We start from the raw sequence: 24,507 nt of genomic DNA on the forward strand, positions 1-24,507 counted from the left end.
TCACTCCCCGAGGATCTGCTGGTAGACCCGGTCGAGGCGACCGAGCATGACGTCGAGGCCGTAGTCCTCGGCCACCACCTTGCGACCCAACTCCCCCACGTGACGCCGCTCGGCGGGGTCGTCGAGCAGCGGCGTCAGTGCCGCGGCCAGGGCGGCCGGGTCGCCGGCCGGCACCAGCCGGCCGCCGCCGGAGCGCAGCACCTCGACGTTGCCGCCCACCGCCGACGCGACCACCGGCAGCCCGTACGCCATCGCCTCGAGCAGCGCGTTGGAGAGGTTCTCGTGCAGGGTCGGGAAGACGAAGAGGTCCGCCGCGGCGAGCAGGTCCGGTACGTCGAGACGGTTGCCGAGCAGGCGCACCTCGACGTGGCCGGCCCCGGCCAGCGCGGCGGCGATCCCGTCCCGGTCGAGCCCGTCGCCGGCGACGAGCAACACCCGGCGGGTGGCCGACGGCGGCAGTCGGCGCATCGCGTCGGCGAGGACGGCGTAACCCTTCTCCCAGGTCAGCCGGGACACCACGATCATGGCCACGTCGTCGGGACGCAGGCCCAGCTCGGCCCGGACCCGGTCCCGCTCGGCGTGTGGACGGGCCGGCAGCGGCACCCCGTTGGGGATCACCCCGACGAACTTCCCGCCCAGGCCGGACAGGAAGTCCCGGCCGGCGGCGTACGCGCAGACGGTGCCGACGTGGGTGGCCAGCCGCAGCGTCGCGGGTTCGGCACCGTGCACGAGCAGTCGCCGCCGCCAGGCGCGACCCGGTTGACGCAGGTCACGTACGGTGCCATGCACGGTGACCAGGATCCGCGGGCAGCCGGCGAGGCGGGCGGCGAGGACGCCGTGGAAGCCCTCGTTCTGCAGGCCCCGCACGTGCACCAGATCGGGGCGGACCCGTCGCAACAGCCGCACCCACTCCCGCAGCAGCGGCACGTTCAGGCTGCCGTTGCCGGCGTGTTGGTGCATCCGGACGAACTCGTACCGGTCGGCCAGGGGTGAGGCGAGCACCCGCCGCAGGGCCGTCAGCGGGCCGTTGGCACCGGGGGTGCCCGCCGAGTGCTGCACCACCACCGGTCGGCTCACCACGGGGCTCCGGCCGACGCCCGCCGGGTGTCGCGCACGGCTGCACGCTGCATGTCTCCTCATTCCGACGGCCCGCCTAGACTAAGCAGTCATAATGGCACAAATTACCTCAATCTTCTGAGGGGGTAGACCGTGGGCGAGCCCACCACCGGCACGGACCTGATCTCCGCCCTGCGGCCCACCACGACGCCGACGGTGCTGGCGCTGGCCGCGTACCGGTTTCCGCACGGTGACGCGATGTCCAACCGGCTTCTGCAACTGGCCCGCTCGGCCACCCCGCCGGGGGGACAGACACTGGTGGTCAACGACTGGCCCGACGACGGGTCGCGTCCGCCGAGCGCGGTGGACCTACCCCCCGGCGTCCGCCTGATCACGCTGCCCCGACGCCGCCTGGGCGGTGGGGTGCTGGGCCGCTTGTGGCACCGGCGCGTCCGCCCGCTGCGGGTGCTGGCCGCGCTGCGCCGCGCGGGCGTCCGTCCGGGTGAGCTGGCCGGCGTGCACCTGCCGCTCGGGCTGTGGGACCTGACGACCTGGGCGGTGCTGCGCGTGGCGGTGCGGTGCCGGGTGACGGTGGACGTGCTGGAGCAGCACGACCGGGCGCAGTTCCCCCGGGGCTGGCTGACGCCGTACTTCCTCCGACACCGCTGGGCGTCCTTCTGGGCCGGACGACTCGCCGACCAGGTCATCGTCATCTCCGAACTGCTGGAACGGCACTTCGTGCGCCAGGGCCGGCGGACCCTGGTGGTGCCGCCCCAGGTCGACCGCGCCGACTACGCCGATCCCGCACCGGCCTCGCTCGGCGACGGCCTCCGACTGCTCTACGCCGGGTCGGCAGGTGTGAAGGACCAGGTGGCCGTGGTGCTGGAGGGCATCCGTCTACTTCCGCCCGCCGATCGGGCCAGGGTGCACCTGGTGATCGCCGGGATCAGCCGGGAGCAGGCCAGCAGCCTCTCCGACCTCGGTGCGGCCGGGCCGATCGACCTCGACGACCAGGTGAGCTTCCTCGGCCGGGTGCCCCGCGAGCGGGTGCTCGCCGAGTTGCGCCGGGCGCACTTCTCCGTGCTGGTCCGCCCGCCGGTCGGGTACGCGCAGGCGGGCTTCCCCTCCAAGGTGCCGGAGAGCCTGGCGGCCGGTTGCCCGGTGCTGCTCAACCTCACCAGCGATTTGCGGCGCTACCTCGTGGACGGTCGGGAGGGCATCCTGCTCGACGGCTCGACAGCCGAGGATGTCCGGCGCGGCGTCGAGCGGGCGCTGCGTCTCGACGACGCGGCCTGGCGGACGATGAGCCGCGCGGCCCGGGAGCGGGCCCACTGTTTCGACTATCGCGGCTGGACGCCGGTGGTCAGCGACTTCGTCACGGGCGTCGCACGCGGCTCGGGCACCGGCAGCTCGGCGAGGCCGGCCAGTTCGGCGGCGGTCAGCCGACGGTCGGCCGGGTAGAGCTGCCGCTCGTGGGCCCGGATGGTCTCCACCGGCCACCGCAGGCGGATCACCCGGGCCGGGTTGCCGGCGGTCACCGCGTACGGCGGCACCGACCGGGTGACCACCGCGCCGGCGCCGATCACCGCACCCCGGCCGATCGTCACCCCGTGCAGGATCACCGCCCGGGTGCCCACCCACACGTCGTCGCCGATGGTGACGCCCCGGTCGTGGGTGTCGTCGCCGGCGTCCTTGTCGACCGCGATCATCGGTACGCCGACCTGCTCGATGCGGTGGTTGCCACCCCGGATCGTCACCTCGGGGCCGAACATCACGTTGTCACCGATGCGGATCCGACTCCGGGCCGCCATCAGGATCGGCCGGTACCCGAGATCGACATTGTGGCCGACCTCGATCGACTCGCAGGTGTAGACGCCGTCCGGGTCGAACGTGAAGTTGTCTCCCCGGGCGGCGAACCGGCCGGCGAGGGCAAGACCCCGGATCGCCCGACGGGCCCGCGCCCCCGCGCACAGGAGACTGTCGAGTGACCCGAGCACCGGGCCGAGCAGCGTTCCAGGTTGGTCGAGGCGGACGCGCATCAGTTGGCCGTCCCGACGCCGGCCCGCTCGGGCACCGTACGCATGTCGCCCCCGCATCTCCGCCGATCGTCCAGGTCGACCCAGGGGCCGATGATAACCTCCACAATAGGTGTATAGCGCTCGAAGTCCCCGTACGCGCCAAGCGTCCGAGATGACCAGAATCGTGACGTCGCGCGCATCCCTGGTGACCTGAGCAGCGGCACGAACCCCCGGCCGAAGGGGCCGCCCCTCCCCTCGCCCGACCGGCCAGTTTTGGCCTCGCCCGACCGGCCGTCGTGACGCTCACGGCTCGCGTCGTGGGCCACTACCCCACAGAAGGCCGCCGAGCTGGCCGTGTCCGACTGCGGGTTTTGGGGTTGATCGGGGCAATGCGGGTTGTGTGTCACCAATCAGGGCCGTCATCCGGTTTCAGCCCCGATGGGACGCTCATCCGGCGTTGTCCCCGACGCCGTTGGAGGTGGGATCGTGCCGATTCCCAGTGGTTTCGTGACCGGCGGTGCCCGATGAGCGGCACCGTGTACCTGTCGCCACCCGACATCGGACCGCTGGAGGAGTCGTACCTGCTCGCCGCCCTGCGCTCGGGCTGGGTCGCACCTGTCGGCCCGGACCTGGACGCCTTCGAGCGGGACGTCGCCGCGCGGGTCGGCACCGCCGGAGCCGTGGCCGTCAACTCCGGGACCGCCGCCCTGCACCTGGCGCTGCTCGGTGTCGGGGTCGGGCCCGGCGACGTGGTCGTCGTGCCCACGCTCACCTTCGTCGCCACCGCGAACGCGGCCCGCTACATCGGGGCGCGGCCGGTCTTCGTCGACTGCGACCCCCGGACCGGCAACGTGGACGTCGTCCTCGTCGACGAGGTGCTGCGACGGCTGCGCGCACGCGGTGAGCGGGTCGGCGCGGTCGTCCCGGTGGACATGTTCGGCAGCTGCGCCGACTACCGCGCCCTGCTCCCGGTCTGCGCCGACGCCGACGTCCCCCTGGTGGAGGACGCCGCGGAGGCCCTCGGCGCCGGCCACGGGGGGCGACCCGCCGGTTCCTTCGGGCGCGTCGGCGTGCTCTCCTTCAACGGCAACAAGATCATGACCACCTCCGGCGGCGGGATGCTGGTGTCCGACGACACCGTGCTGCTCGCCCGGGCCCGTCACCTCGCGACACAGGCCCGCGAACCGGCGCGGCACTACGAGCACCGCGAGACGGGTTACAACTACCGGCTCAGCAACCTCCTCGCGGCGCTCGGCCGAGCCCAGTTGCTCCGGCTGGACGCGATGATCGCCCGGCGCCGCCAGCTGCGCGACCACTACGCCAAGCTCTTCGCCCCGGTGCCGGGCGTCCGGCTGCTCGGCGCGGAGGACACCGAGTCCAACTGCTGGCTCACCGTCATCACCGTCGAGCCGCAGCGGTGCGGCTGGGGGGTGGACGACCTGGCGGCCCACCTGGCCGAGCGGGACATCGAGACCCGGCCGGTGTGGAAGCCGATGCATCTCCAGCCCATGCACGACGGTGCGGAGACCCTGCTCACCGGCGCGGCGGAACAACTCTTCACCAACGGGCTCACGCTGCCCAGCGGAAGCGCACTCACCGAGGCGCAGATCGCCCGGGTGTCCGTCGCGATCGAGGAGTTCCTGAGCCTCCGGACAGGAGCCTGCACGGTGTGACGACCGGGGTGCGGGAGATGGCCGATCCGGTGACGCCGCGGGGCGTACCGGCGGGCTGATCTTCACCGGACCGGGCACAACTTGGTGCTATCTCCGGCAAAGAACCCAAAAAACACGAAACTGCCTGTAACAAGGACAAAGGGCTTATGGTCCCTTCTGTCGTACGCGGCGGAAGCGGTCGAAGACGGGTCAGGGAGCCAGCACATGCCGCAGGAGACTGAGCACACGGAGCGCGCGGGCCGAACGACTCGGCGGGCCAGGGCCCGCCGCCGTACCGCGGGCTTCCTCGCCACCGACACCACCGCCTGGGTCAGCGGCTTCGGCGCGGCCGTGTGGACCCGGTTCGAGTTCGATCTCCCGGCAGGCCAACTGGGTCGGGCCGCGGCGATCGGTGTGCTCGCGGCGGTCGTGCACGTGGCGGTGGCGGCGGTCCGCCGGCTCTACTCCGGACGGCACCCGCTGGGCAGCCTCCAGGAGGTCCAGGGCGTCGCCGGCACCACCATCCTGACGGCGGCCATCGTGCTGCTCGGCCTGCTGTCCTCCGGTGACCGACCGGTGCCGGCGAGCACCCCGCTGGTAGGCGGCGCCCTCGCCCTGCTGCTGATGCTCGGTGCCCGGTTCGCGTACCGGCACCGCCGGGACCTCTCCATGCGTCCCGACGTCCGGTCCTCCACACCGGTCCTGCTGTTCGGGATGGGCAACGCCGGTCAGGAGCTGCTGCGGGCCATGCTCGGCGACCCGCGCGGCCGGTACCTGCCGGTGGGTGCCCTCGACGACGATCCGGACAAGCGCGACCTGCGCATCCGGGAGGTGCGGGTGCTCGGCGGGCGGCAGGACGTCGAGACCGCGGTGCGGCGTACCGGCGCGAAGGCGATCATCTTCTCGGTGGCCAACGCCGACGCGGCGCTGATCCGCCAGATCCGCGAGGCCACGCTCGCCACCGGTGCGATGTTCAAGGTGCTGCCGCCCGTGCGGGACCTGGTCGACCACCGGATCACCGTCACCGACGTGCGGGACGTGCAGATCGGCGATCTGCTCGGCCGCCGCCAGGTGGTCGGTGACCTGCCGCTGAGCACGAACAGCCTGACCGGACGACGGATCCTGGTCACCGGTGCCGGCGGGTCGATCGGCTCGGAACTCTGCCGTCAGGTGATGAAGGCCGACCCGGGCGAGCTGATGATGCTGGACCGGGACGAGTCGGCCCTGCACGGCCTGCAGATGTCGCTCGCCGGGCGGGCCCTGCTGGACGGCCCCGAGCTGATCCTCGCCGACCTGCGCGACGACGAGGGCCTTCGACGGATCATCCGGGAACGCCGCCCCGAGATCATCTTGCACGCGGCGGCACTCAAGCACCTGACCCTGCTGCAGCGCCACCCCGGCGAGGCGGTCAAGACGAACGTCTGGGGCACACTGTCCGTGCTGGACGCCTGCCGGGACGTGGCCAGGTTCGTCAACATCTCCACCGACAAGGCGGCCAACCCGACAAGCGTGCTCGGGTACTCCAAGCGGATCACCGAGCGCCTGACCGCGCACGCCGCTTCCCGGTTCCCGGGGACCTTCCTCAGCGTCCGGTTCGGCAACGTGCTCAGCAGCCGCGGCTCGGTGGTGACGGCGTTCCAGCGGCAGATCGAGGACAGCAGACCGCTGACCGTCACCCACCCGGACGTCACCCGTTACCTGATGACCATCCAGGAGGCCGTCCACCTGGTGCTCCAGGCCGCCGAGATCGGCCGCGACGGGGAGGCGTTGGTGCTGGACATGGGCGAGCCGGTCCGCATCGCCGACCTGGCCCGGCAGATGGCCGAGCAGGCGTCCAGCAGGGTGCCGATCGTCTACACCGGCCTTCGTCCCGGAGAGAAGCTGCACGAGGACCTGTTCGGCACCGGCGAGGTGGACACCCGGCCGTTCCACCCGCTGGTGTCCCACGTGGCCGTGCCGACGCTCGACCCGATCGAGGTGAGCGGGCTCGACCCGTACGACGACGCGGCGAAGCTCATCGAGCACCTGGCGCTGCTCTGCGCCCAGCCGATCGACCCGACGGTGGGCGGTCCGGTGGGCGTACCCCTGCAGTCGCGGTGACCGGCGCGGCGGGCGGTGACCGACGACCACACCCAAACCCCCGCACCGACAGTTATGACCGTGAGGAACCCCCACGCGAGGCCGCGTCGCGGCGACCGCGTCGCCAGGCGCGTCCCTCCGGCGTTCGCCGCCGATCGATAGGACCGACAGATGCGGACCCGGCACGGCAGGTCTCAGCGGTACGAGCCGCTGCACGCCGCCGCATCGCCCCGGCCGCGGCGGGCCGTCCAGACGATGGAACCACCCGCGCCGGTCGACCCCGCTCCCCCGGCCCCGCGTCGCGGTCGCCGGCTGCTGTCCTGGATCGCCACCGCGGCGCTGAGCCGGGCGGTCAGCGCTCTCGTCCCACTCGTCCTGCTTCCCGTGACCCTGTCGTATCTGGGCACCGACCTGTACGGGCTCTGGGCGGCGGTGCTCGCCGTCACCGGGATGGTCGCCTTCGCGGACCTGGGCGTCGGCCTCGGGCTGATGACCAGACTCGCGCCGTGCCGGGTGGACGGCGACTCGGACACCGCCCGGCGGTACGTCTCCAGCGCCTACGCCGCGGTCTGCGGGGTGGCGCTCCCGACGTGTGGCCTGCTGTGGCTGGTCGGTGGGTTCGTCCCGTGGCCGTTGCTCTTCAACGCGACAGGCACGGCGGCGCGGGACGCCCACCTCGTCGCCCTGGTGTGCCTGACCGCGTTCCTGCTCAATATTCCGCTGTCGCTCGTCGCCCGCGTCCAGTACGCGTATCAGCAGGTGGCGGCCAGCAATGTCTGGCAGGCCACGTCGAGCGCGCTCTCGCTACCCCTCGCACTCGGCGCGGTGTACGCGAAGCTGCCGCCGATAGCGGTCATCGCCAGCATCGCCGTCGCCCCGTTACTCGTGAACATCGTCAACACCGTGTGGACCTTCGGCTGGCGGCTGCCGCACCTGGCGCCCCGCCTGAGATTCGTCGACGGTCGGGGGGTCCGGGAGCTGTTCGGCCTGGGCGGCCTCTTCTTCCTGGTCACGCTGATAATGGTGCTGGCGGACAACGCCGACCCGTTGCTCATCGCGCACGTGCTGGGTCTCGCCAGCGTCACCGCGTACGCGGTGCCGGCCAGACTGTTCAACCAGCTCGGCGCACTGGTGACGCTCGTCAACCAGCCACTGTGGCCACTGCACGGTGAGGCCCTGGCACGCGGTGACCTGGCCTGGATACGCCGAACCGTGCGGCGGATGACGATGGTGTCGACGCTCATCGCCGTGCTGCCGTCGATCTTCCTGGTGGCGTACGGCGAGCAGTTCTTCGCGGCCTGGTTGCCGATCTCGATAGGCAACAGGTCACTCCTGCTGGGCCTCGCCTGCTGGTGGGTCGTGCTGGCCGCGATCTCGCCGCGGTTCATGGTGCAGAACGCGGCCGGAATAGTCCGCCCACAACTGTGCGGCTACCTCCTTTACCTACCACTGTCCATTGTCGGAAAACTGCTCGGTCTGCACTGGTGGGGGGTGGCCGCGACACCGTTCGTCGCCGTCGTCATCTACACCGTGACGGTCGTCCCGGCGGCCCTCTACGGCTACCGGCGGGCACTGCGAATACGGACCACCTGAGAGAGGGGATTACGCAGATGGTGTTCGACGAGGAATTTCCGCGGGTGCTGGTGGTGAGCCACACGCCCTTCAGCCGGGTCAGCGGGACCGCCCTGACCCTGTCGAACCTCTTCTCCGGCTGGCCCAGGGACCGTCTCGCGCAGGTACACACCGGCAACATCACCCCGTCGACGGACGTGTGCGAACACTTCTTCCACTTTCCGCCGCGAGACCACTACCTGCCCATCCAGTACTACGCCATGCGGATGTCGGGCTGGAACGGGCGTACGCCGCTGCAACAGAGCCGACCGATCGCCGCCGTACACGCCGCGGCGGAGACCCGACCCACCATGGCCAAGATCTACGCACAACTGCGCGCGAGCGCTGACCTCAGCCCCATCCGGGTTCCCCCGGCGCTCATCGAGTGGATGCGCGACTTCCAGCCCGACGTCGTCTACTCGATGCTCGGCAGCGTGCGGCTGACCAGGATCACCGCGCTCGCCGCGCGCACCTGCGACGTTCCGGTGGTGCCGCACTTCACCGACGACTGGCCGGCAACCCTGTACGACAACGGCGAGCTCTTCGGTCGGGCCGACCGGTCCGTCCAGGAGACGATCGCGAGACTTCTCCGCCTGGCCCCGCTCGGCATGGTCATCAGTCAGCCGATGGCCGAGGAGTACACCCGGCGTTACCGCATTCCGTTCAGCGCGTTCGCGAACTGCGTCGACGAGACCTTCTTCGCCCCACCCCGCGACGCGGCGCGGCAGCAGGGGACGACGGAGCTGGTCTACGTCGGCGCTCTGCACCTCAACCGCTGGGAGTCGCTGCGCGACATCGGCGCCGCACTGGACGGCCTGGCCGAGGCCGGTCTGCCCGTCCGGCTGACCATCCACGCACCGGAGACGGACCTCAGCCGGTACGCGAGGCACTTCGCCGCCCTGCCGCGGGTGCGGCTCGGGCCGTCGCTGGCCAGCGACGAGGTGCCCGCCGCCCTGCGCGGCGCCGACGTCCTCGTCCACATCGAGTCCTTCGACGAGGAGATCCGCCGCTACACCCGCTACTCGGTCTCGACGAAGATCCCCCAGTATCTCGCCTCGGGCCGTCCGATCCTCGGCTACGGGCCCGCCGAGGTGGCGTCGATGCACCACATCCAGGAGGCCGACGCGGGCGTGATCGTCGGTACCAACGACACCGGGGCGCTGGTCCGCGGTCTGACCGACCTCTGCCGGGACGCGGCCCTGCGGGAGCGGCTGGCCCGCAACGGCACTGCCTTCGCCCGGCAGGAGCACGCCAAGGAGAGCGTGGCCGCGCGGTTCGCCGCCACGCTCGGCTCGGCGGCCCGCACCGGGTCCGCCACCGCCGCCCGCCGGCAACTGACCTAAGGCCTGTTTCATAAGAACTGGCCGGCCTGCGGCGGGCCCGGACGACGACCGGCGGCGTTGCGGTTTCGTCCGGATACAACACCGGTATCCGGACGAAACCGCGCCTTGCCGGATCGCCGCCCGGACTCCGCCTCGGCACGACCGCCCTTATGAAACAGGCCTTTGAAGCGAGTGGAGTACCGCGATGAGACGTACCGGATGGGTCGCCTGTGTGGGTCCGTTCCTCTTCCCGTGGGGGGAGGCGGGGTCCCGGCGGGTCTACGGCCTGGTGGCGTCGTTGGCCGCCGCCGGCTACGACGTGGTGGTCGCCAGCGGCGGACCGGACCCCCGCACCGTCACGCCGTTGCCGGGCGTCGACGGGCCGGGTTCGATCTCCCACCTCGGCCTGGCGGAGCGGCCGTCGCCGGAGGCCGGGCCGATCGGCAGCTCCGTCCAGACGCTCGTACGCTGGGGTCAGCGGACGGTCCGCTGGCTCGACGCCCAGCCGACCAGGCCCTCGCACGTCCTGGTGCACGGCGGTCAGGCCCAGTACATGTTCCACCTGCAACGCTGGTGTCGTCGGCACCGGGTGCCGCTGATCGTCGACGTCGTCGACTGGTTCAACGGACGCCACGTGCGGGGTGGTTACCTCGGCCCACTGCATGCCAGCATGAAGCTGGCCCTGCGCCACTACTACCCACGGTGCGACGGCATCATCGCGATCAGCTCCCACCTGGAGGCCCACTACCGCCGCAGTGGCAAACCCCTCCTGCGGGTGCCACCCACTCTCGACGTCAAGAGCCTGACGCTGGACGCCCGGCAGAGCGCGGGCGACGCACCGCTGCTCACGCTCGCCTACGCGGGAAATCCGCACGGAAACCGCAAGGATCTCCTGGGTACCGTCATCGAGGCGGTGGGCAACGTCCAGCGCGACGGCGCGAGCGTCGAGTTGCGCGTCTACGGCCCGACGCTGGACGAGGTGCGCGGGCTCTTCGACGCTCGGCCGTTGCCCGACGGTGTGCGGTGCCTGGGTCGCCTGCCACAGGTCGAGGTGTCCAACGCCCTGCAGGGCGCGGATTTCACAGTCCTGGTCCGCAGGCCGGAGCGGGCGGCGGAGGCGGGCTTCTCGACGAAGTTCTGCGAGAGTCTCGCCAGCGGCACACCGGTGATCGCCAACCTCACCAGCGACATGGGCAGATACCTGCGCCCCAACCTGGAGGGCCTGGTCTGCCGGGACCACACGGTGGCCGAGGTCACCGAGGCGTTCCGCGCGGCGACGCGGCTGAGTTTCGCGCAGCGCAGCGTCATGCGCCAGGCCGCACGCAGCCAGGCGCTCGAATCGTTCGACTACCGGGCGTACGCGGAGCCTCTCGGCAGGTTCTTCCGGCAGTGGGGCTGACGGCACGCCGGTGCGGTCGGGCCGGTCGGCCTATCCGCCGGCGGCCCGCACGACGGGGGTCGGGCCCGCCGCGGGTTGCCGGCGTTCGCTGAAGAGCGACTGCATGACGTGCAGCGCCAGTAGCGTGGCCATCCCGACTATCGATTCCGGTGCCATCCCGAGCTGGTTGTTCGCCGGCACGTAGATGATGAGAATGCAGAGCTGCGCGAAGATCAACGTCGGGACCACCCGTCGGGAGGACACCGCCGCGCGCCACGAGCCGGCGAAGAGCCACCCGACCAGGCCCATGAACAACGCCGCGCCGGGGAAGGTCAGGTCCGAGGCGAGCCAGGGATAGATGGTGGCCCAGTACATGCGCGCCGGCCACCCCTTCTCGTGCTCCGTCCGGTCGGGGTAGGTCGGGTGCTCGGTCAGGTCCACGTCGAGGGTCTGCTCGGCGAAGATCGCCGCGGACGGCGCGCTGCCGAGACCACGGGACCACTCGAAGGGCACCTGGAGGTTGTGGGACAACCCGAGGTAGCCGTGCGTCGGATAGCCGATGATGGCGGCGATGCCCTCGGCCATCGGCTTACCCACGACACGTTCCACGGACGGATTCACGTGCACCACGTCGCCCGTGGTGCCGAACTCGGCCGCCCGCGTCGCGTGATTGTGGATCATGTAGGTGGCCAGGAGCACGAACGCCCCGACGACCAGCAGGAGCGCCCGGCGTCGCCGGGAGTGGACCCGCGGCCGGTGCCGGACCGACGCCCACGCGACCAACATCCCCGCCGCGAGCATGATGACGACGTCGCCGAGCCCCTTCATCGTGCCGATGAAGAGGTAGAACGCGATGTGCGTCGCCGTGGCGACCACGCCGGCGAGTCGCAGCCAGCCGGAGAGACTGCGCCAGTGCACCACCAACAGCGGCACGAGGGTCACGCTGAGGACGCCGAGCGGGAACAGCAGCGTCATCCACGGGCTCGTGCTGCCGAACCCCTGCTGGTAGACGTCGAACTTGTTCACGTAGCCGGTGGCGGGCGCCTGGATGTTGGCCCACACACTGCCGGGGCCGGTGGCACCGAACTGGGTCAGCCGCGTCAGGTTCACCACGACGTAGTAGACGGCGCTGGCCAGGACCAGTTGGCGTACCAGCCGGATGCGGGCGACGGAGTGGGTGGCGGCCGCCACCGCGGGCGGACGGCGGGACATCTGCGCCACGTACCCACCGGCGAACAGGGCTGTCGCCACGAGCACGAAGACGCTGAGCTGGTCGGGGTTTCCGACATCGCGGGCCAGCCTCGTCAACCAGAACGCCCCGAACGTGCCGAGCATCCACGCCAGCGCCAGCGCCAGCGGCAGCCAGGTCGTCGTTCGACCTGCCGGTGCCGCGACCGGCGGGTGTACGCGGTGCCCGGGTCGCGGCGCCGCGGGCGGCATCTGGAGGTCACCGACCGGCGAGCGGTGCCGGCCGTGACTGATCCGGTCGACGGCGGTCACCGGAGACCACTCCGTGCCGGACGGCCGGCCCTGGGCGGTCGCGAGTCGACCCGGACCCGGTTCCGAGATTGCACTCGCCGACCCTCCACACTGTTGAGCGCCCGTCGACCGCCGCGGGACGACTGTCGCGCCCCGGCATGTTCCGGCGCTCCGCGACGGTGCGGGTCGATCGGCTGGCTGTCAGTAGTCACTGAACGAGCCAACGACCGGGTAGTCACACCGGTGATGGCCCCGATCACGTGGGAACGGCTCCGCCGAGAAGGGGCGCGCCGGCGCGGGCACCGCCCGGTCCCGGCGGAGGGGCCGCCAGCCGGCCCGGGTCAGCCACCAGCCGACGGCCGACGGCCTGGACCGGCAGCATCGACAGCAGGGCGAGCGCCAGCCACGACCCCCGCTCGAACTCCCACACTCCGGTCAGCCAGAGCGGGAACCCGCCCACCAGGAAGAGCCCGGCGACCCGGAGTCCGACCGGGCACCGGGCCGCCCGTCGGGCGAGCACCACCCCGAACAGGGCGGCGACGCCCAACAGCCCGACCAGGCCCAGGTCCACGGCGACGGCGAGGACGGCGTTGTGCGGGCGGATGCCCAACGGGTTCCAGAGTTCGAAGGTTCCCGCGCCGCCGCCCACCCACAGGACGTCCCACCAGTAGGCGGACGCGTACCGCCACAACTCGATCCGACTCAGCACGTCGCCTGTCGCCTCCGAGCCGATGAGGTCGTCGGCCCACACCAGGGCGCTCTGCCCCAGGCCGAGCGGCACCGTCAGCAGCAGCGTCGGCACCACCGCGGCCGCCGTCACCCACATCGTGCGGGGGCCGAGTTCGCTGAGCAGCGCGTACACCACCACGAGCAGCAGGGCGACCAGGGCGCCCTTGGTCCGGTTCAGGAAGACCCCGGACGCCAGCACCGGCAACGCGGCGGTCAGTCCGATGGTGACGAGCCGCCGTTGACCGCGGATCTTCAACAGGCCCAGCGCCAGCACGAACGCGGTGACGCTGGAGTAGGCCGTGAAGTTGATGTTGGTGCCCTCGATGCCGAAGCGCACCGCCATGTCCATCGCGCTGGCCTGCCCGCCGACCCCACGCGCCTCGATGACCAGACGCCACACGGCCAGCGCGCACCCGACGATGTACGCGCCACCGACGGCAAGCAGGTGCCTCGGCGTCGTGGCGACGTGGCGGACCGCGACGAAGAGCAGACAGGCCGAGGTGTACGCGAGGGCCACACCGTGCGTCTGCGCGGCGTCACTGGACCAGAGGACGGTCAGCTGCGCCCAGCCGGCGACCGCGACCGCCAGCACGTCGGGCAGTCGGGGACGGGGAAGACGGCAGCTGAGCAGGATCGCCGCGACGGACGCCTGCAGGACGATCAGCCAGGCGTTCGCCGACGACGCCTGGAAGGCCGCGACACACAGCAGCCCGACGGCGAGGGTCGTCGCCCTCGTCCGCCAGCCACCCCGACTCGTCCCGGCCGGGGCGACAGTGGCCCCACCGGTGGGGGCGAATCCGACACCGGCCCGAGCCGGCACCGGCGTACGGGATCCGAGCCGCACCCGGGTTCGCGATGTCACGACCACTCCTCCTCGTCCCTGCACCGGCACCCACCACGTCGCTCCCGCGGCGGTGCCGACCACGTCGCTCGCGCGGCGGCACCGGTACCTCGTCCGTGAAGCGGCACCGGTGGCGTCGTCACTGAAGCGGCACCGGCGACGTTGGACACCCGACAGACCGACGACCCGTCCCGACCGGCACGCGTCCGTCACCTGATCTGAAAACAACCTCAAGAACGTGCCAAATGCCCGATTTGATAGCAATTGCAGCTTGCTATAGGCGTCGTCCCGCTCGGGACGAAACGACGGAATCTCCGTGCCAACACCCAAGGGGAAGGTGAAGGTGAAACCCGATCTCCGCGCGATCGCCGTGGACACGCGTGCTCTGGGCCTCTCGGCGCCACTGCGCGCGGCGTACGAGGCATCCAAGCGCAGCGGATTCCACGCCGTCCTGTTCCACGGGCGGGCGCACCGACACCATCCGGCCGCGTTGGTGCCGCTGACGAGCGTGCTGCCGATCGGCGACGGGGCGCGACGGCGGTGCCTGGACGACGCCGGCCACGTGCTGAACGACGGGCTCCGGGTCTTCGGCGCCCGCGTGCCGACGGGCGTGTCCGCACCGTGGGGCACCGACCCGCTGACCGGGCGGCAGTGGCCGGCGGGCGACCCGTGGTGGCGCATCGACATCCGTTCCGAGGCTCGACTGTCGGACGTGAAGCACACCTGGGAGGCGGCACGCCACCGGGACCTGGTCGTCCTGGCCCGCGCAGCCCGCCTCGACCCGGCCGGCCCGTGGCAGGACGGCCTCGACGAGCTACTGCGGGCCTGGTGTGCGCAGTCCCCGCCGGAGCGGGGCGTCAACTGGTACTCCAGCCTGGAACTCGCGCTGCGCGCGATCGCCTGGAACCAGATCCTCGCGTTGGTCGGCGACCGACTACCCCGCGACGTCGTGACCGGCATGGAGCGACTGCTGCTGTCCAGCGCCCGGCACCTGATGGTCGAGCTGCCCTACACGTTGAGCAGCATGCGCAACAACCACCTGCTCGGCGACGCGCTCGGGCTGCTGCTGCTCGCCCGGATGTTTCCCACCGCCCGGCGCGCGCGCTGGTGGGCGCGTACCGGCGAGCGGATGTTCGCGGCCCAGCAACGCCGACACTTCGGGCCCGACGGTCGCATGATCGAGGACTCGGTGTCGTACCACCGTTTCGTCCTCGAGATGCTCGTCGTGCGGGTGCTGCTCGGCGGCGCGCCGTCCCGCGTCCACCGTGACCTGCACGCCGCCAGCCTGCACCTGGCCCGGCTCGGCGTGTTCGACGGCGACGTCCCGCAGTACGGCGACTGGGACGAGGGGCGGGTGCTCGCGTCCTCCGGCGACCCGCTCGACGTGGCCGGCTCCACCGCGCTCGGGCTCGCGCTGTGCGGCGAACGGCTGCCGGCGCGGTGGTACGCCGACTTCGACGAACTGGCGTGGTACGCGCCCGCGCCCGGCCCCGAGGCCACGTCGGAGGAGTTCGTCGCGCGGATGCGTACCCGGTCGACCGCGACGACCTCGGGCGGCATCGCGCTTGTCGAGCGGGGGCCGTGGCGCGTGTGGTTCAAGGTGGACGGTGGTCCCTCGCACGGCCACGCCGACCTGACCTCGGTCTGGATCAAGCACGGCGACCGGTGGCTGATCGCCGACCCGGGCACCGGCACCTACAACGGCCCGCTGGAGGTACGCAACGGGTTGCGCACCTCGGCCGCCCACCCGGTGCGTCGCCCGGACGGACGGGACCAGCTCGTCCCGCACCGGGCGTTCCGCTGGCTGAACTCCGGCCGTGGCCACCTCGGGGCACCGCTCGTCCTGCCGGATCGCACGATCGTCTTCGGGTGGCACGACGCGTACGCGCGCGGCGAGCACCCGGTGCGCGTCGGCCGCGCGGTGGTGGTGGCCGAGCAGTACGTGGCGATCGTCGAGTTCGCCGACCCGTCGGCGACCGCCCGGTCCTGGTCGCTCACCGTTCCGCTGCACCCCGACGTCGTCGTGGACGACGACACGCTCACCGCCGGCGAGACGAAGCTGGACCTCGTCGGACTGGCCGGACACGAGGCGGTGCGCGGACGGTCGGCGCCCTTCGCGGGCTGGCACAGCCGGACGTACGGACGCTGGGAGCCGGCGACGTGGATCACGGCCGAGAGCCGCGCCGACACCACCGTGTGGGGGCTGGGCGCGATACCCGGACCGCCGGACCCGACCGCCCTCGACGGTCTCCGGTTCCAGGCGACCTGGGACGACGCGGGCGCCCTGCTCACCGTCACCCAACTCGGATCAGGGGAAACCCACCACGTGCGAGCACCGCGATGACGACACGCAGGGTCCTCGTCCTCAACCACTTCGCCGTGCCCCCGGGCCATCCCGGCGGCACCCGGCACATCGAGTTGTTCAGTCGGCTGCCCGGCTGGACGCACGTGATCATCGCGGGCCGCCGCAACATGATCACCGGCCGGCCGCAACGGCCACAGCCGGGGTTCCACCTGGTCGCCGTGACGCCGTACCGGGGCAACGGTCTGGGCCGGGTGGTCAACTGGGCCAGCTACGCGGTGACGGCCACGGTCGCCGGCCTGCGGCAACCCCGACCCGACGTGGTCTACGCCTCCTCGCCGCACCTCCTGGCCGGCCTCTCCGGCTGCGTCGTGGCGACACTGCGGCGTACGCCGTTCGTCCTGGAGGTCCGGGACCTGTGGCCGCGGGTGCTCGTCGAGATGGGCACGCTGTCGGAGACGTCGGTGGCCTACCGGGCGTTGGCGCGCCTCGAACGGTTCCTGTACCAGCGCGCCGACCGCGTGGTGATCATGGCGCCCGGCGTACGGGCGGCGATCGAGGGCACCGGCGTGGCGCCGGAGAAGATCGCCTTCATCCCGAACGCGGCGGACCCGGAGGACTTCGTACCCAGCGGCGACCGCGCCGAGCTGCGGCGACGGTACGGGTTCACCCGCCGGACCGCCGTCTACGCGGGAGCACACGGCCCGGCCAACGGGCTCGACCTGCTGCTGGCCGCCGCCGAAGCGGTGCCCGAGATCGACGTCGTGCTGGTGGGTGCCGGAGTGGAGAAGTCGCGCCTTCAGGCGTTGGCCCTCGGCAGTCCCAACGTCCGTTTCCTCGACCCGGTGCCGAAGTCGGAGATCCCCGACCTCCTGCACGCCGCGGACGTCGGTGTGCACGTGCTCGCCGACGTCGAGTTGTTCCGTGCCGGGGTGAGCCCCAACAAGGTGTTCGACTACATGGCCGCCGGGCTGCCGATCGTCACCAACAGCCCGGGGACCGTCGGCGATCTCGTGCTGGGTGCCGACGCCGGTTACGTGACGCCGCCGGGCCACCTCGCCCACGGCCTCGCCCAGATCACGCAGGCGAGCCCGGACGAGCTGACCAAGATGGGCGCGGCGGGGCGGAGCTGGATCCGGGCGAACCAGTCGCGTACCGCGATGTCCCACGCCCTCGGGCGACTACTCGCGCCGCTCGTCGACGGCGACTCCCCGCACTGACCCAGGTGCGCCGGCGGGCGTGGCGCGCGGACGCCGGCACGCGGCAGCGCCCGGTGTCCCGGCCGGTCACGAGGTGGAGCCGGCCCGCACGCTCTCCGTGTCGACCTGGGTGGGCAGCCGCGACGGGTGCTCCTGGATGCCCGTCAGGGCGGCGACCGCGGACAGCGCGGCCCTCGTCGTGCCGAACGACGCGTCGAGGTCCCGTTCGGCGGGCGCGTTCCCGGCGAGCACCGCGCGGGTGTGGACGAGCAGGTCCTGGTGCCCCTTGCCGCCGGACACCCGCTTCGCCTCCCGGCCGTCGATCTCCAGCCGCCGGAAGTCGTCGAGCACCACGGTGTGCCCGCGACCGAGGACCTCCAGGCGCTCCTTCGGCGTCCGCCGGTGCCCCCGGGTGGAGTACGTGATCGTCGCCGTGGACCCGTCCGGGTATCCGAGCAGGACACTCACGTCCTCCTCCAGACCCGGTTCGCCGCGACCGCTGCCGTACGCGTGCACGACCCGCGGCTGCTCGCCCACCAGCCACGACGCCAGGTCCATGAAGTGGCACACCTCGCCCCGGATGCGACCGCCCTGGCGTCGGTCGTGGTACCAGTGCGCGGCGGGCAACTGCCCGGCGTTGATCCGGTAGGCGACGGTGATCGGCCCGGACCCGGCGGCCAGGGCCCTCTTCGCGTGCACCACCATCGGCGCGTGCCGGCGGTTGAACCCGACGAACAGGTGCCCGGAGTTGCGGTCGTAGGCGGCTCTGACCTCGTCGAGTTCGTCCTGGGTCAGCGCGAGCGGCTTCTCCACGAAGACGTGTTTGCCGGCGTCGAGCGCCTGCACCACCAGGCGGGCGTGCGAGTCGTGGCGGCTGAGGACGAACACCACGTCGACGTCGTCGCGGACCAGCAGATCCTCGACTGTCGGTGCCACGACGGCGATGCCGTTGCGCTCGGCCGCGTGCCGCGCGGACAGGCCCCGGGCCGACGTGATGGCGACGAGGTCGTCTCCCCAACCCGCCGCCTTGAGCGCGGGCAGGAACGTCGCCTTGGCGTAGTTGCCGGCCCCGATCAGGCCGGCCCGCGGCGACGTCGAGGTCCGGCGCGGGCGGATCGTGATCGTCTGCCGGGACGGCTGCGCGGGAGCCGAGTAGCTGAGCTGCACCGCGAGCGAACGCGGGTCCGAGGCCAGCACGTCGTAGGCCGCCGTCGCGCGCTCCACCTCGAAGACGTGCGTCACCAGGTCGTCGACCGCCACCCGGCCACCGGCCACCAGGTCGAGATAGGCCTCGATGTTGCGCCGTGCCGTCCAGCGCACGTGGCCGATCGGGTAGTCGATGCCCCACTCCTCGTAGGACCGGTCGTGCCGGCCGGGTCCGTAGCTGCGCGCGAACCGGAGATCCAGCTCGCGCTCGTAGAAGCGTCGACGGTCGAGGTCCAGGCCGACGTCACCGACCACGACCAGTCGGGCCCGGTCACGGGCGATCTCGGTGCTGCGCGCGACCGGCTCCGACGAGGGCGTCGCCGCCGTGATCAGGACCGCGTCGACACCTCGGCCACGGGTCAGTTCCATGATCTGGTCGGTGGTCGTCGCACCCGCCTCGACCAGGCCGACCGCACCGCACTCGCCGGCCAACTGGGCGGTCCAGTCGCGCAGGTCGATGCCGATGACGCGCAGCCCCGAGGCGAGCGCCAGTCGTACCGTCAGTTGCCCGACCAGGCCGAGACCGACGACCGCGACCGCACCACCGAGGCCCACCTCGGCCTGCCGCAGGCCCTGCATGGCGATCGCCGCCACCGCGCCGAAGGCGGCAGCCTCGTCGGACACCGACTCCGGGACGGGCACCGCGAGCAGACCCGGCACCGACTGGTACTCGGCGTGCCCCACCGAGGCGGTGGCCACCCGCATCCCGGGTCGGATGCCGTCGGTGGCGGTGCCGGCGGTGACGACGACACCCGCGGCGCTGTAGCCGAGCGGCATGTCCTCGTCGAGCCGGCTGCGCACCGCGGCGAGCGTCGAGCGGACTCCCCCGGTGCGTGCCCGGTTGACGACCTGGCGGACCAGATCCGGCCGGGCCCGGGCCTTACGCAGCAGGCTCGCCGAGGCCAGCTCGCGCACGGCGCGCTCGGTGCCCGCGGAGAGCAGGGACCTGCGCGTGGCGACGAGCACCTCGGTGGGGCCGGGCTCTGGCTGGGGAACCTCGACGACGCGCAACTCTCCGCCGGACACCGATTGGACGATCTGCTTCACGCGGGTCTGCCTGCCTTCGGGGAGTAAGAACATCGTTTACGGCAGGTCACCGGTCCGGCAACGCACACCGCAACGCATCCGTCATTCGGCATCCTATGCCGATTAGATGCCTTAAACTGGATAACTTGTACTATTGGCGCGCCGTCGCTGATTCGCCCCGAAATCACGAGGAGATCCATGCCAGCCGACGCCGTTCTGCACGTCGCGGGTGCCCGCCCCAACTTCCCCAAGGCGGCGCCGGTGATCCGTGCCCTTGAGCGGCACGGCGTGCCGCAGCGCCTCGTCCACACCGGACAGCACTACGACGAGCGGATGTCCGAGGTCTTCTTCCGGCAACTGGGCCTCCCCGAACCGGACGTCAACCTCGGGGTGGGTTCGGGGAGCCACGCGAGCCAGACCGCGCGCGTCATGACCGGCCTGGAAGAGCTGATGATCGCCGACCGCCCGGCGCTCACCGTCGTCTACGGCGACGTCAACTCCGCACTCGCCGCGGCCCTCGTCGCGTCGAAGCTGGGCATCCCGGTCGCGCACGTGGAGGCCGGCCTGCGCAGCTTCGACAGGTCCATGCCCGAAGAGATCAACCGCATCGTCGTCGACCACGTGTCCGACCTGCTGTTCGCCACCAGCCCCGACGCCGTGTCGCACCTGGAGACCGAGGGCGTCGCCACCGAGAAGATCCATCTGGTCGGCAACCCGATGATCGACACCCTGCTGGCCAATCTCGACCGCTTCGACGTCGCCGGCATCCGTGCGGCGCTCTCGCTCCCCGACCGCTACGTGGTGGCGACGCTGCACCGACCGGGCAACGTCGACGACGCGGCAGACGCGGTCGGCCTGGTGAAGGCGATGCACGCGGTCGCCGACCAACTCCCGGTCATCCTGCCGCTGCATCCGCGCGGCCGGCGGCACCTCGAGAACGCGGGCCTGCTCTCGCATCGCGCGCTACGCGTCGTCGACCCGCTGGGCTACCTCGAGTTCGTCAGTCTGGTCCGCGGGGCGGCAGTCGTCGTCACCGACTCCGGCGGGGTGCAGGAGGAGACGACGATGCTCGGCGTGCCCTGCCTGACGCTGCGACCCAACACCGAGCGCCCGATCACGATCACGCACGGCACCAACCGCCTCGTCACCCGGTCGACGCTCGCCGAGACCGTGGCGAGCACGGTGGCGGCGCAACGACTCGCCAGCTGGCCCACGCCGCCGATGTGGGACGGCGCGGCGGGTGCGCGCATCGCGGACGTCATCTCGACGACGCTCCGGTAGCCAGCACCACTCGATCACTGGCGGCACCCGCACCAACACGGTCAGCCACCTCGCGCCCATCGAACTATTGACATCGTTTACGCCACACCGAAGGCTCGCGCCTACAGGTCCTTCACCCAAGGAGGCGCGATGAGACCGAGACGACTGGCGATCGCCAGCGTGGTCACCCTGCTCGGCGCACTGGCACTGACCGCACCCGCCAGCGCGCGGCCGTCGTCCGATCCGGACGCCCGGGACGGCCTGGAGGTGTACGTCGGCACCGTCGACGCGAAACAGCGGGATCAACTGCGCGCGGCGGGGGTCGACCTCGGCCACGACGCGAAGACCGACTCGGCCGGCCGCACGGCTGTCGAGACCGTGCTCAGCCGCCGGCAGGCCAAACGGCTGACCGACAAGGGCGTCCCCCTGTCGGTGAAGAGGGTTCGCGGCAAGGACGCGTCGCAGGCACTGCGGGAGCAGGCCGCGGCCGGCTGGACGGCGTTCCGCCCCTACGGGGAGCCCGGTGGCCTCCGGGACGAGCTGAACGCCACAGCCGCCCGGTTCCCCAAGCTGACCAAGGTGGAGACGCTCGGCCGCAGCCAGCAGGGCCAGCCGATCCTCGCCCTCAAGGTCACCAAGAACGCGCGGACCGTCGCGGACGGCAAGCGCCCGGCGGTGCTCTACGCCGGTGCGCAGCACGCCCGCGAGTGGATCACGCCGGAGATGACCCGCCGGCTGATGCACCACGTGCTGGACAGCTACGGCACCGACCGGGAGATCACCCGCCTGTTGGACACCACCGAGCTGTGGTTCCTGCCGGTCGCCAACCCGGACGGCTACGACCACACCTTCACCCCCGGCAACCGGCTGTGGCGCAAGAACCTGCGGGACAACAACGGCGACGGGCAGGTCACCTCGGCCGACGGTGTCGACCTCAACCGCAACTTCAGCTACAAGTGGGGGTACGACAACGAGGGCTCGTCGCCGGACCCGAACAGCGACACCTACCGGGGCCCGAGCCCCAACTCCGAACCGGAGACCAAGGCCCTGGACCGGCTGTTCAAGCGGGTCGGGTTCGAGTTCTTCGTCAACTACCACTCGGCGGCCGAGTTGCTGCTCTACGGCGTCGGCTGGCAGGTGAGCACGCCCACCCCGGACGACGTGATCTACGAGGCGATGGCCGGTGACGACGCACACCCGGCGGTGCCCGGCTACGACCCGGACATCTCCGCCGAGCTGTACACCACGAACGGTGACACCGACAGCCACGCCACCGTCAAGTACGGCACGTTGGGCTTCACCCCGGAGATGTCCACCTGCGAGGCCGCGTCGGCGGTCGACCCGGACGACCAGTGGCGCCCGGAAGACTGCGTCAGTGGCTTCATCTTCCCCGACGACGAGGCCCTCATCGCCGGTGAGGTGCAGAAGAACCTGCCGTTCGCGTTGGCCGTGGCCCGGTCCGCGGCGGACCCGGACGACCCGGTGTCGGTGGTCGGCCGGAGCACCCCGGACTTCGTGGTGGACACGTTCGACACCTCGTACGGGCGTACCCAGCAGGTCGCCTCGATCACCCGGCGGGCGCTGAAGAACGTCCGGATGCACTACACGGTCAACGGCGGGCGGCCGAAGACTGTCGCGGTCCGCGAGTGGCGCGGCGGCGAGCGGTACGGCGACACGCACGACGACTACTACGCCGAGCTGCGCGGCACGGTCACCGGCGCCAAACCGGGTGACCGGGTGGAGGTCTGGTTCACCGGGAGCAAACCCCGAGCCGGAGTGGTCGCCAGTGCGCACTTCACCTACCAGGTGCACGGCGACATCGGCGGGGACGTGCTGGTCCTCGCGATGGAGGACGTCACCGGCCTCAGCCCGACGCAGACCGGCACCACCGCGAAGTACGCCGACGAGGTCGCGGCGTCGCTGAGCGCCGCCGGGCGCAGCAGCGACGTGTACGACTTCGACACGATGGGACGCAAGGCGCCACACCCGCTGGGCGTGCTGTCGCACTACAAGGCGGTGGTGTGGGAGACCGGTGACGACGTCATCCTGCGGGCTCCCGGCCAGGTGCCCGGCACCACGGCCAAGGCGGCGCTGGACACCGAGCTGGCCGTCCGCGACTACCTCAACGAGGGCGGCAAACTGCTGATCAGCGGCCAGTACGCGCTGTACGCCCAGGGCGCCAACGGCTCGTACGTCTATCACCCGGACGCGCCGCCCGAGTGCACCGACGCCGAATCCGACGACTGCCTGCCGTTGTTGAACGACTTCCAGCAGTACTGGCTGGGCGCGTACACCTACGTCAGCGACGGCGGCACCGCCCCGGAGGGGGGACCGTACCCGGTCGCCGGCATCGACGGGGCGTTCACCGGCTTCAGCGGGCAGCTCAACGGGCCCGGGTCGGCGCAGAACCAGGAGCACGGCGCGTCGTTCCTCACCACGTCGGGTTTCCTGCCGCCGGACGAGTTCCCCCAGTTCGCCAGCTCCGCGCCGGTGGGCTGGACCCGGCCGGGCGCGGCGCCGTTCGACCCGCGTACCGGTGAGTGGTACCTGCACAGCGGGCAGAGCGACGAGTCGTACAAGCGGCTCACCCGCACGGTGGACCTGACCGGGGCGAGCAGTGCCGAGTTGCGCTTCTTCACCTCGTACGACATCGAGCAGGACTGGGACTTCCTCTTCGTCGAGGCCCACGAGGTGGGCAGCGACGACTGGACGACCCTGCCGGACGCCAACGGCAAGACCAGCACGGCCACCGGGGAGAGCTGCCTCGGCAACTGGGACGAGCTGCACCCGTTCCTCGACCACTACCAGGCTGCGGACTGCTCGCCCACCGGGACCACCGGCAGCTGGAACGCGGCGTCCGGTGCCTCCGGCGGCTGGAAGGAGTGGGTGGCGGACCTGTCCGGTTACGCCGGCAAGCAGGTCGAGGTGTCGATCACGTACGCCTCGGACTGGTCCACGCAGGGTCTCGGCGTCTTCCTGGACGACGCCCGGGTGCTCGTCGGCGGGGCGACCGTAACGGAGACCTCGTTCGAGTCGGCCGACCTGGGCGGCTGGACGGTGGCCGGACCACCGGCCGGGTCCGGTGGCAACGCCACCGACTGGTCACGTAGCCAGCGGGCGTTCGAGGAGGGCTCGGTGGTGGTCACCGGCGACACGGTCTACCTGGGCTTCGGGTTGGAGGGTCTGCCCCCGGCAGCCCGCGACGACCTGGTCGCCCGCTCGCTGGGGCACCTCACCGGTCGACCCCGCCCCTGACGGCGGCGAGGTGCGCCGGCGGCCCCCGGGCCGTCGGCGCACCTTCGGTGTACGCCGGGTACGGCCATCGCGAATGTGGTGAGCTGTACGAGTG

14 protein-coding genes and 1 pseudogene are annotated in these 24,507 nt (G+C 71.6%); 10 read left to right on the forward strand and 5 right to left on the reverse strand.

All coding sequences use genetic code 11. The features are described from left to right. The gene (locus tag ACGFIQ_RS32310) at positions 1-1,077 is read right to left on the reverse strand and encodes a glycosyltransferase family 4 protein (RefSeq protein WP_393249470.1); all 1,077 of its coding nucleotides are present in this window, start codon (positions 1,075-1,077) and stop codon (positions 1-3) included. Between the two features lie 237 nt (positions 1,078-1,314). On the opposite strand from ACGFIQ_RS32310, the pseudogene ACGFIQ_RS32315 reads away from it, so the two are divergent. Next, positions 1,315-2,376, forward strand: a pseudogene (locus ACGFIQ_RS32315) (glycosyltransferase); the annotation flags it as partial. Positions 2,377-2,396: 20 nt separating this feature from the next. Here ACGFIQ_RS32315 and ACGFIQ_RS32320 read toward each other — a convergent pair. Continuing rightward, complete coding sequence (locus ACGFIQ_RS32320) at positions 2,397-3,152, reverse strand: acyltransferase (protein ID WP_393249472.1); 756 nt, start codon at positions 3,150-3,152, stop codon at positions 2,397-2,399. Positions 3,153-3,598: 446 nt separating this feature from the next. Between ACGFIQ_RS32320 and ACGFIQ_RS32325 the strand changes: the two genes are divergently transcribed. From ACGFIQ_RS32325 to ACGFIQ_RS32345, 5 genes are all read left to right on the forward strand, one after another. Further along, positions 3,599-4,747: a DegT/DnrJ/EryC1/StrS family aminotransferase gene (locus ACGFIQ_RS32325; RefSeq protein ID WP_393249474.1), complete on the forward strand. Its 1,149-nt coding sequence runs from the start codon at positions 3,599-3,601 to the stop codon at positions 4,745-4,747. 204 nt (positions 4,748-4,951) lie between these two features. Further along, the gene (locus tag ACGFIQ_RS32330; protein WP_393249476.1) at positions 4,952-6,826 is read left to right on the forward strand and encodes a polysaccharide biosynthesis protein; all 1,875 of its coding nucleotides are present in this window, start codon (positions 4,952-4,954) and stop codon (positions 6,824-6,826) included. Between the two features lie 150 nt (positions 6,827-6,976). Beyond that, positions 6,977-8,398 (forward strand): lipopolysaccharide biosynthesis protein, encoded by a 1,422-nt coding sequence (locus tag ACGFIQ_RS32335; protein ID WP_393249478.1) that lies wholly within the window; start codon positions 6,977-6,979, stop codon positions 8,396-8,398. A 17-nt stretch (positions 8,399-8,415) separates the two neighbouring features. After that, positions 8,416-9,759 carry a glycosyl transferase family 1 gene (locus ACGFIQ_RS32340; protein ID WP_393249480.1) on the forward strand — a complete coding sequence of 448 codons (1,344 nt, stop codon included), beginning with the start codon at positions 8,416-8,418 and terminating at the stop codon, positions 9,757-9,759. 184 nt (positions 9,760-9,943) lie between these two features. Beyond that, positions 9,944-11,137 carry a glycosyltransferase gene (locus ACGFIQ_RS32345; RefSeq protein WP_393249482.1) on the forward strand — a complete coding sequence of 398 codons (1,194 nt, stop codon included), beginning with the start codon at positions 9,944-9,946 and terminating at the stop codon, positions 11,135-11,137. Between the two features lie 30 nt (positions 11,138-11,167). Here the strand turns inward: ACGFIQ_RS32345 and ACGFIQ_RS32350 are convergent, their stop codons facing one another. Next, positions 11,168-12,616, reverse strand: a complete 1,449-nt coding sequence (locus tag ACGFIQ_RS32350; RefSeq protein WP_393249484.1) for a hypothetical protein — start codon at positions 12,614-12,616, stop codon at positions 11,168-11,170. A gap of 235 nt (positions 12,617-12,851) precedes the next feature. After that, complete coding sequence (locus ACGFIQ_RS32355; RefSeq protein WP_393249486.1) at positions 12,852-14,186, reverse strand: O-antigen ligase family protein; 1,335 nt, start codon at positions 14,184-14,186, stop codon at positions 12,852-12,854. A gap of 322 nt (positions 14,187-14,508) precedes the next feature. Here ACGFIQ_RS32355 and ACGFIQ_RS32360 point away from each other — a divergent pair, with 322 nt between their 5' ends. Next, positions 14,509-16,509: a heparinase II/III family protein gene (locus ACGFIQ_RS32360; RefSeq protein ID WP_393249488.1), complete on the forward strand. Its 2,001-nt coding sequence runs from the start codon at positions 14,509-14,511 to the stop codon at positions 16,507-16,509. Continuing rightward, positions 16,506-17,687: a glycosyltransferase family 4 protein gene (locus tag ACGFIQ_RS32365; RefSeq protein WP_393249490.1), complete on the forward strand. Its 1,182-nt coding sequence runs from the start codon at positions 16,506-16,508 to the stop codon at positions 17,685-17,687. Before ACGFIQ_RS32360 ends, ACGFIQ_RS32365 begins: the two co-directional genes overlap by 4 nt. Positions 17,688-17,753: 66 nt before the next feature. Here ACGFIQ_RS32365 and ACGFIQ_RS32370 read toward each other — a convergent pair whose 3' ends face one another. Beyond that, a complete protein-coding gene (locus ACGFIQ_RS32370; protein ID WP_393249492.1) occupies positions 17,754-19,919 on the reverse strand; it encodes a bi-domain-containing oxidoreductase in 2,166 nt (721 codons plus the stop codon). Positions 19,920-20,096: 177 nt separating this feature from the next. Here ACGFIQ_RS32370 and wecB point away from each other — a divergent pair, with 177 nt between their 5' ends. Further along, positions 20,097-21,179, forward strand: coding sequence for a non-hydrolyzing UDP-N-acetylglucosamine 2-epimerase (gene wecB, locus ACGFIQ_RS32375; RefSeq protein WP_393249494.1), 1,083 nt, complete (start codon positions 20,097-20,099; stop codon positions 21,177-21,179). A 129-nt stretch (positions 21,180-21,308) separates the two neighbouring features. Next, positions 21,309-24,413, forward strand: a complete 3,105-nt coding sequence (locus ACGFIQ_RS32380; RefSeq protein ID WP_393249496.1) for a M14 family zinc carboxypeptidase — start codon at positions 21,309-21,311, stop codon at positions 24,411-24,413. The last annotated feature ends 94 nt before the right edge of the window (positions 24,414-24,507 follow it).

The organism is Micromonospora sp. NPDC048898, assembly GCF_043198035.1.
Lineage (GTDB): Bacteria > Actinomycetota > Actinomycetes > Mycobacteriales > Micromonosporaceae > Micromonospora.

Coding starts and splice junctions, on each gene's coding strand:
- ACGFIQ_RS32320 (WP_393249472.1), bottom strand. CDS start 3,152: ATGCGGGGGCGACATGCGTACGGTGCCCGAGCGGGCCGGCGTCGGGAC.
- ACGFIQ_RS32325 (WP_393249474.1), top strand. CDS start 3,599: ATGAGCGGCACCGTGTACCTGTCGCCACCCGACATCGGACCGCTGGAG.
- ACGFIQ_RS32330 (WP_393249476.1), top strand. CDS start 4,952: ATGCCGCAGGAGACTGAGCACACGGAGCGCGCGGGCCGAACGACTCGG.
- ACGFIQ_RS32335 (WP_393249478.1), top strand. CDS start 6,977: ATGCGGACCCGGCACGGCAGGTCTCAGCGGTACGAGCCGCTGCACGCC.
- ACGFIQ_RS32340 (WP_393249480.1), top strand. CDS start 8,416: ATGGTGTTCGACGAGGAATTTCCGCGGGTGCTGGTGGTGAGCCACACG.
- ACGFIQ_RS32345 (WP_393249482.1), top strand. CDS start 9,944: ATGAGACGTACCGGATGGGTCGCCTGTGTGGGTCCGTTCCTCTTCCCG.
- ACGFIQ_RS32365 (WP_393249490.1), top strand. CDS start 16,506: ATGACGACACGCAGGGTCCTCGTCCTCAACCACTTCGCCGTGCCCCCG.
- wecB (WP_393249494.1), top strand. CDS start 20,097: ATGCCAGCCGACGCCGTTCTGCACGTCGCGGGTGCCCGCCCCAACTTC.
- ACGFIQ_RS32380 (WP_393249496.1), top strand. CDS start 21,309: ATGAGACCGAGACGACTGGCGATCGCCAGCGTGGTCACCCTGCTCGGC.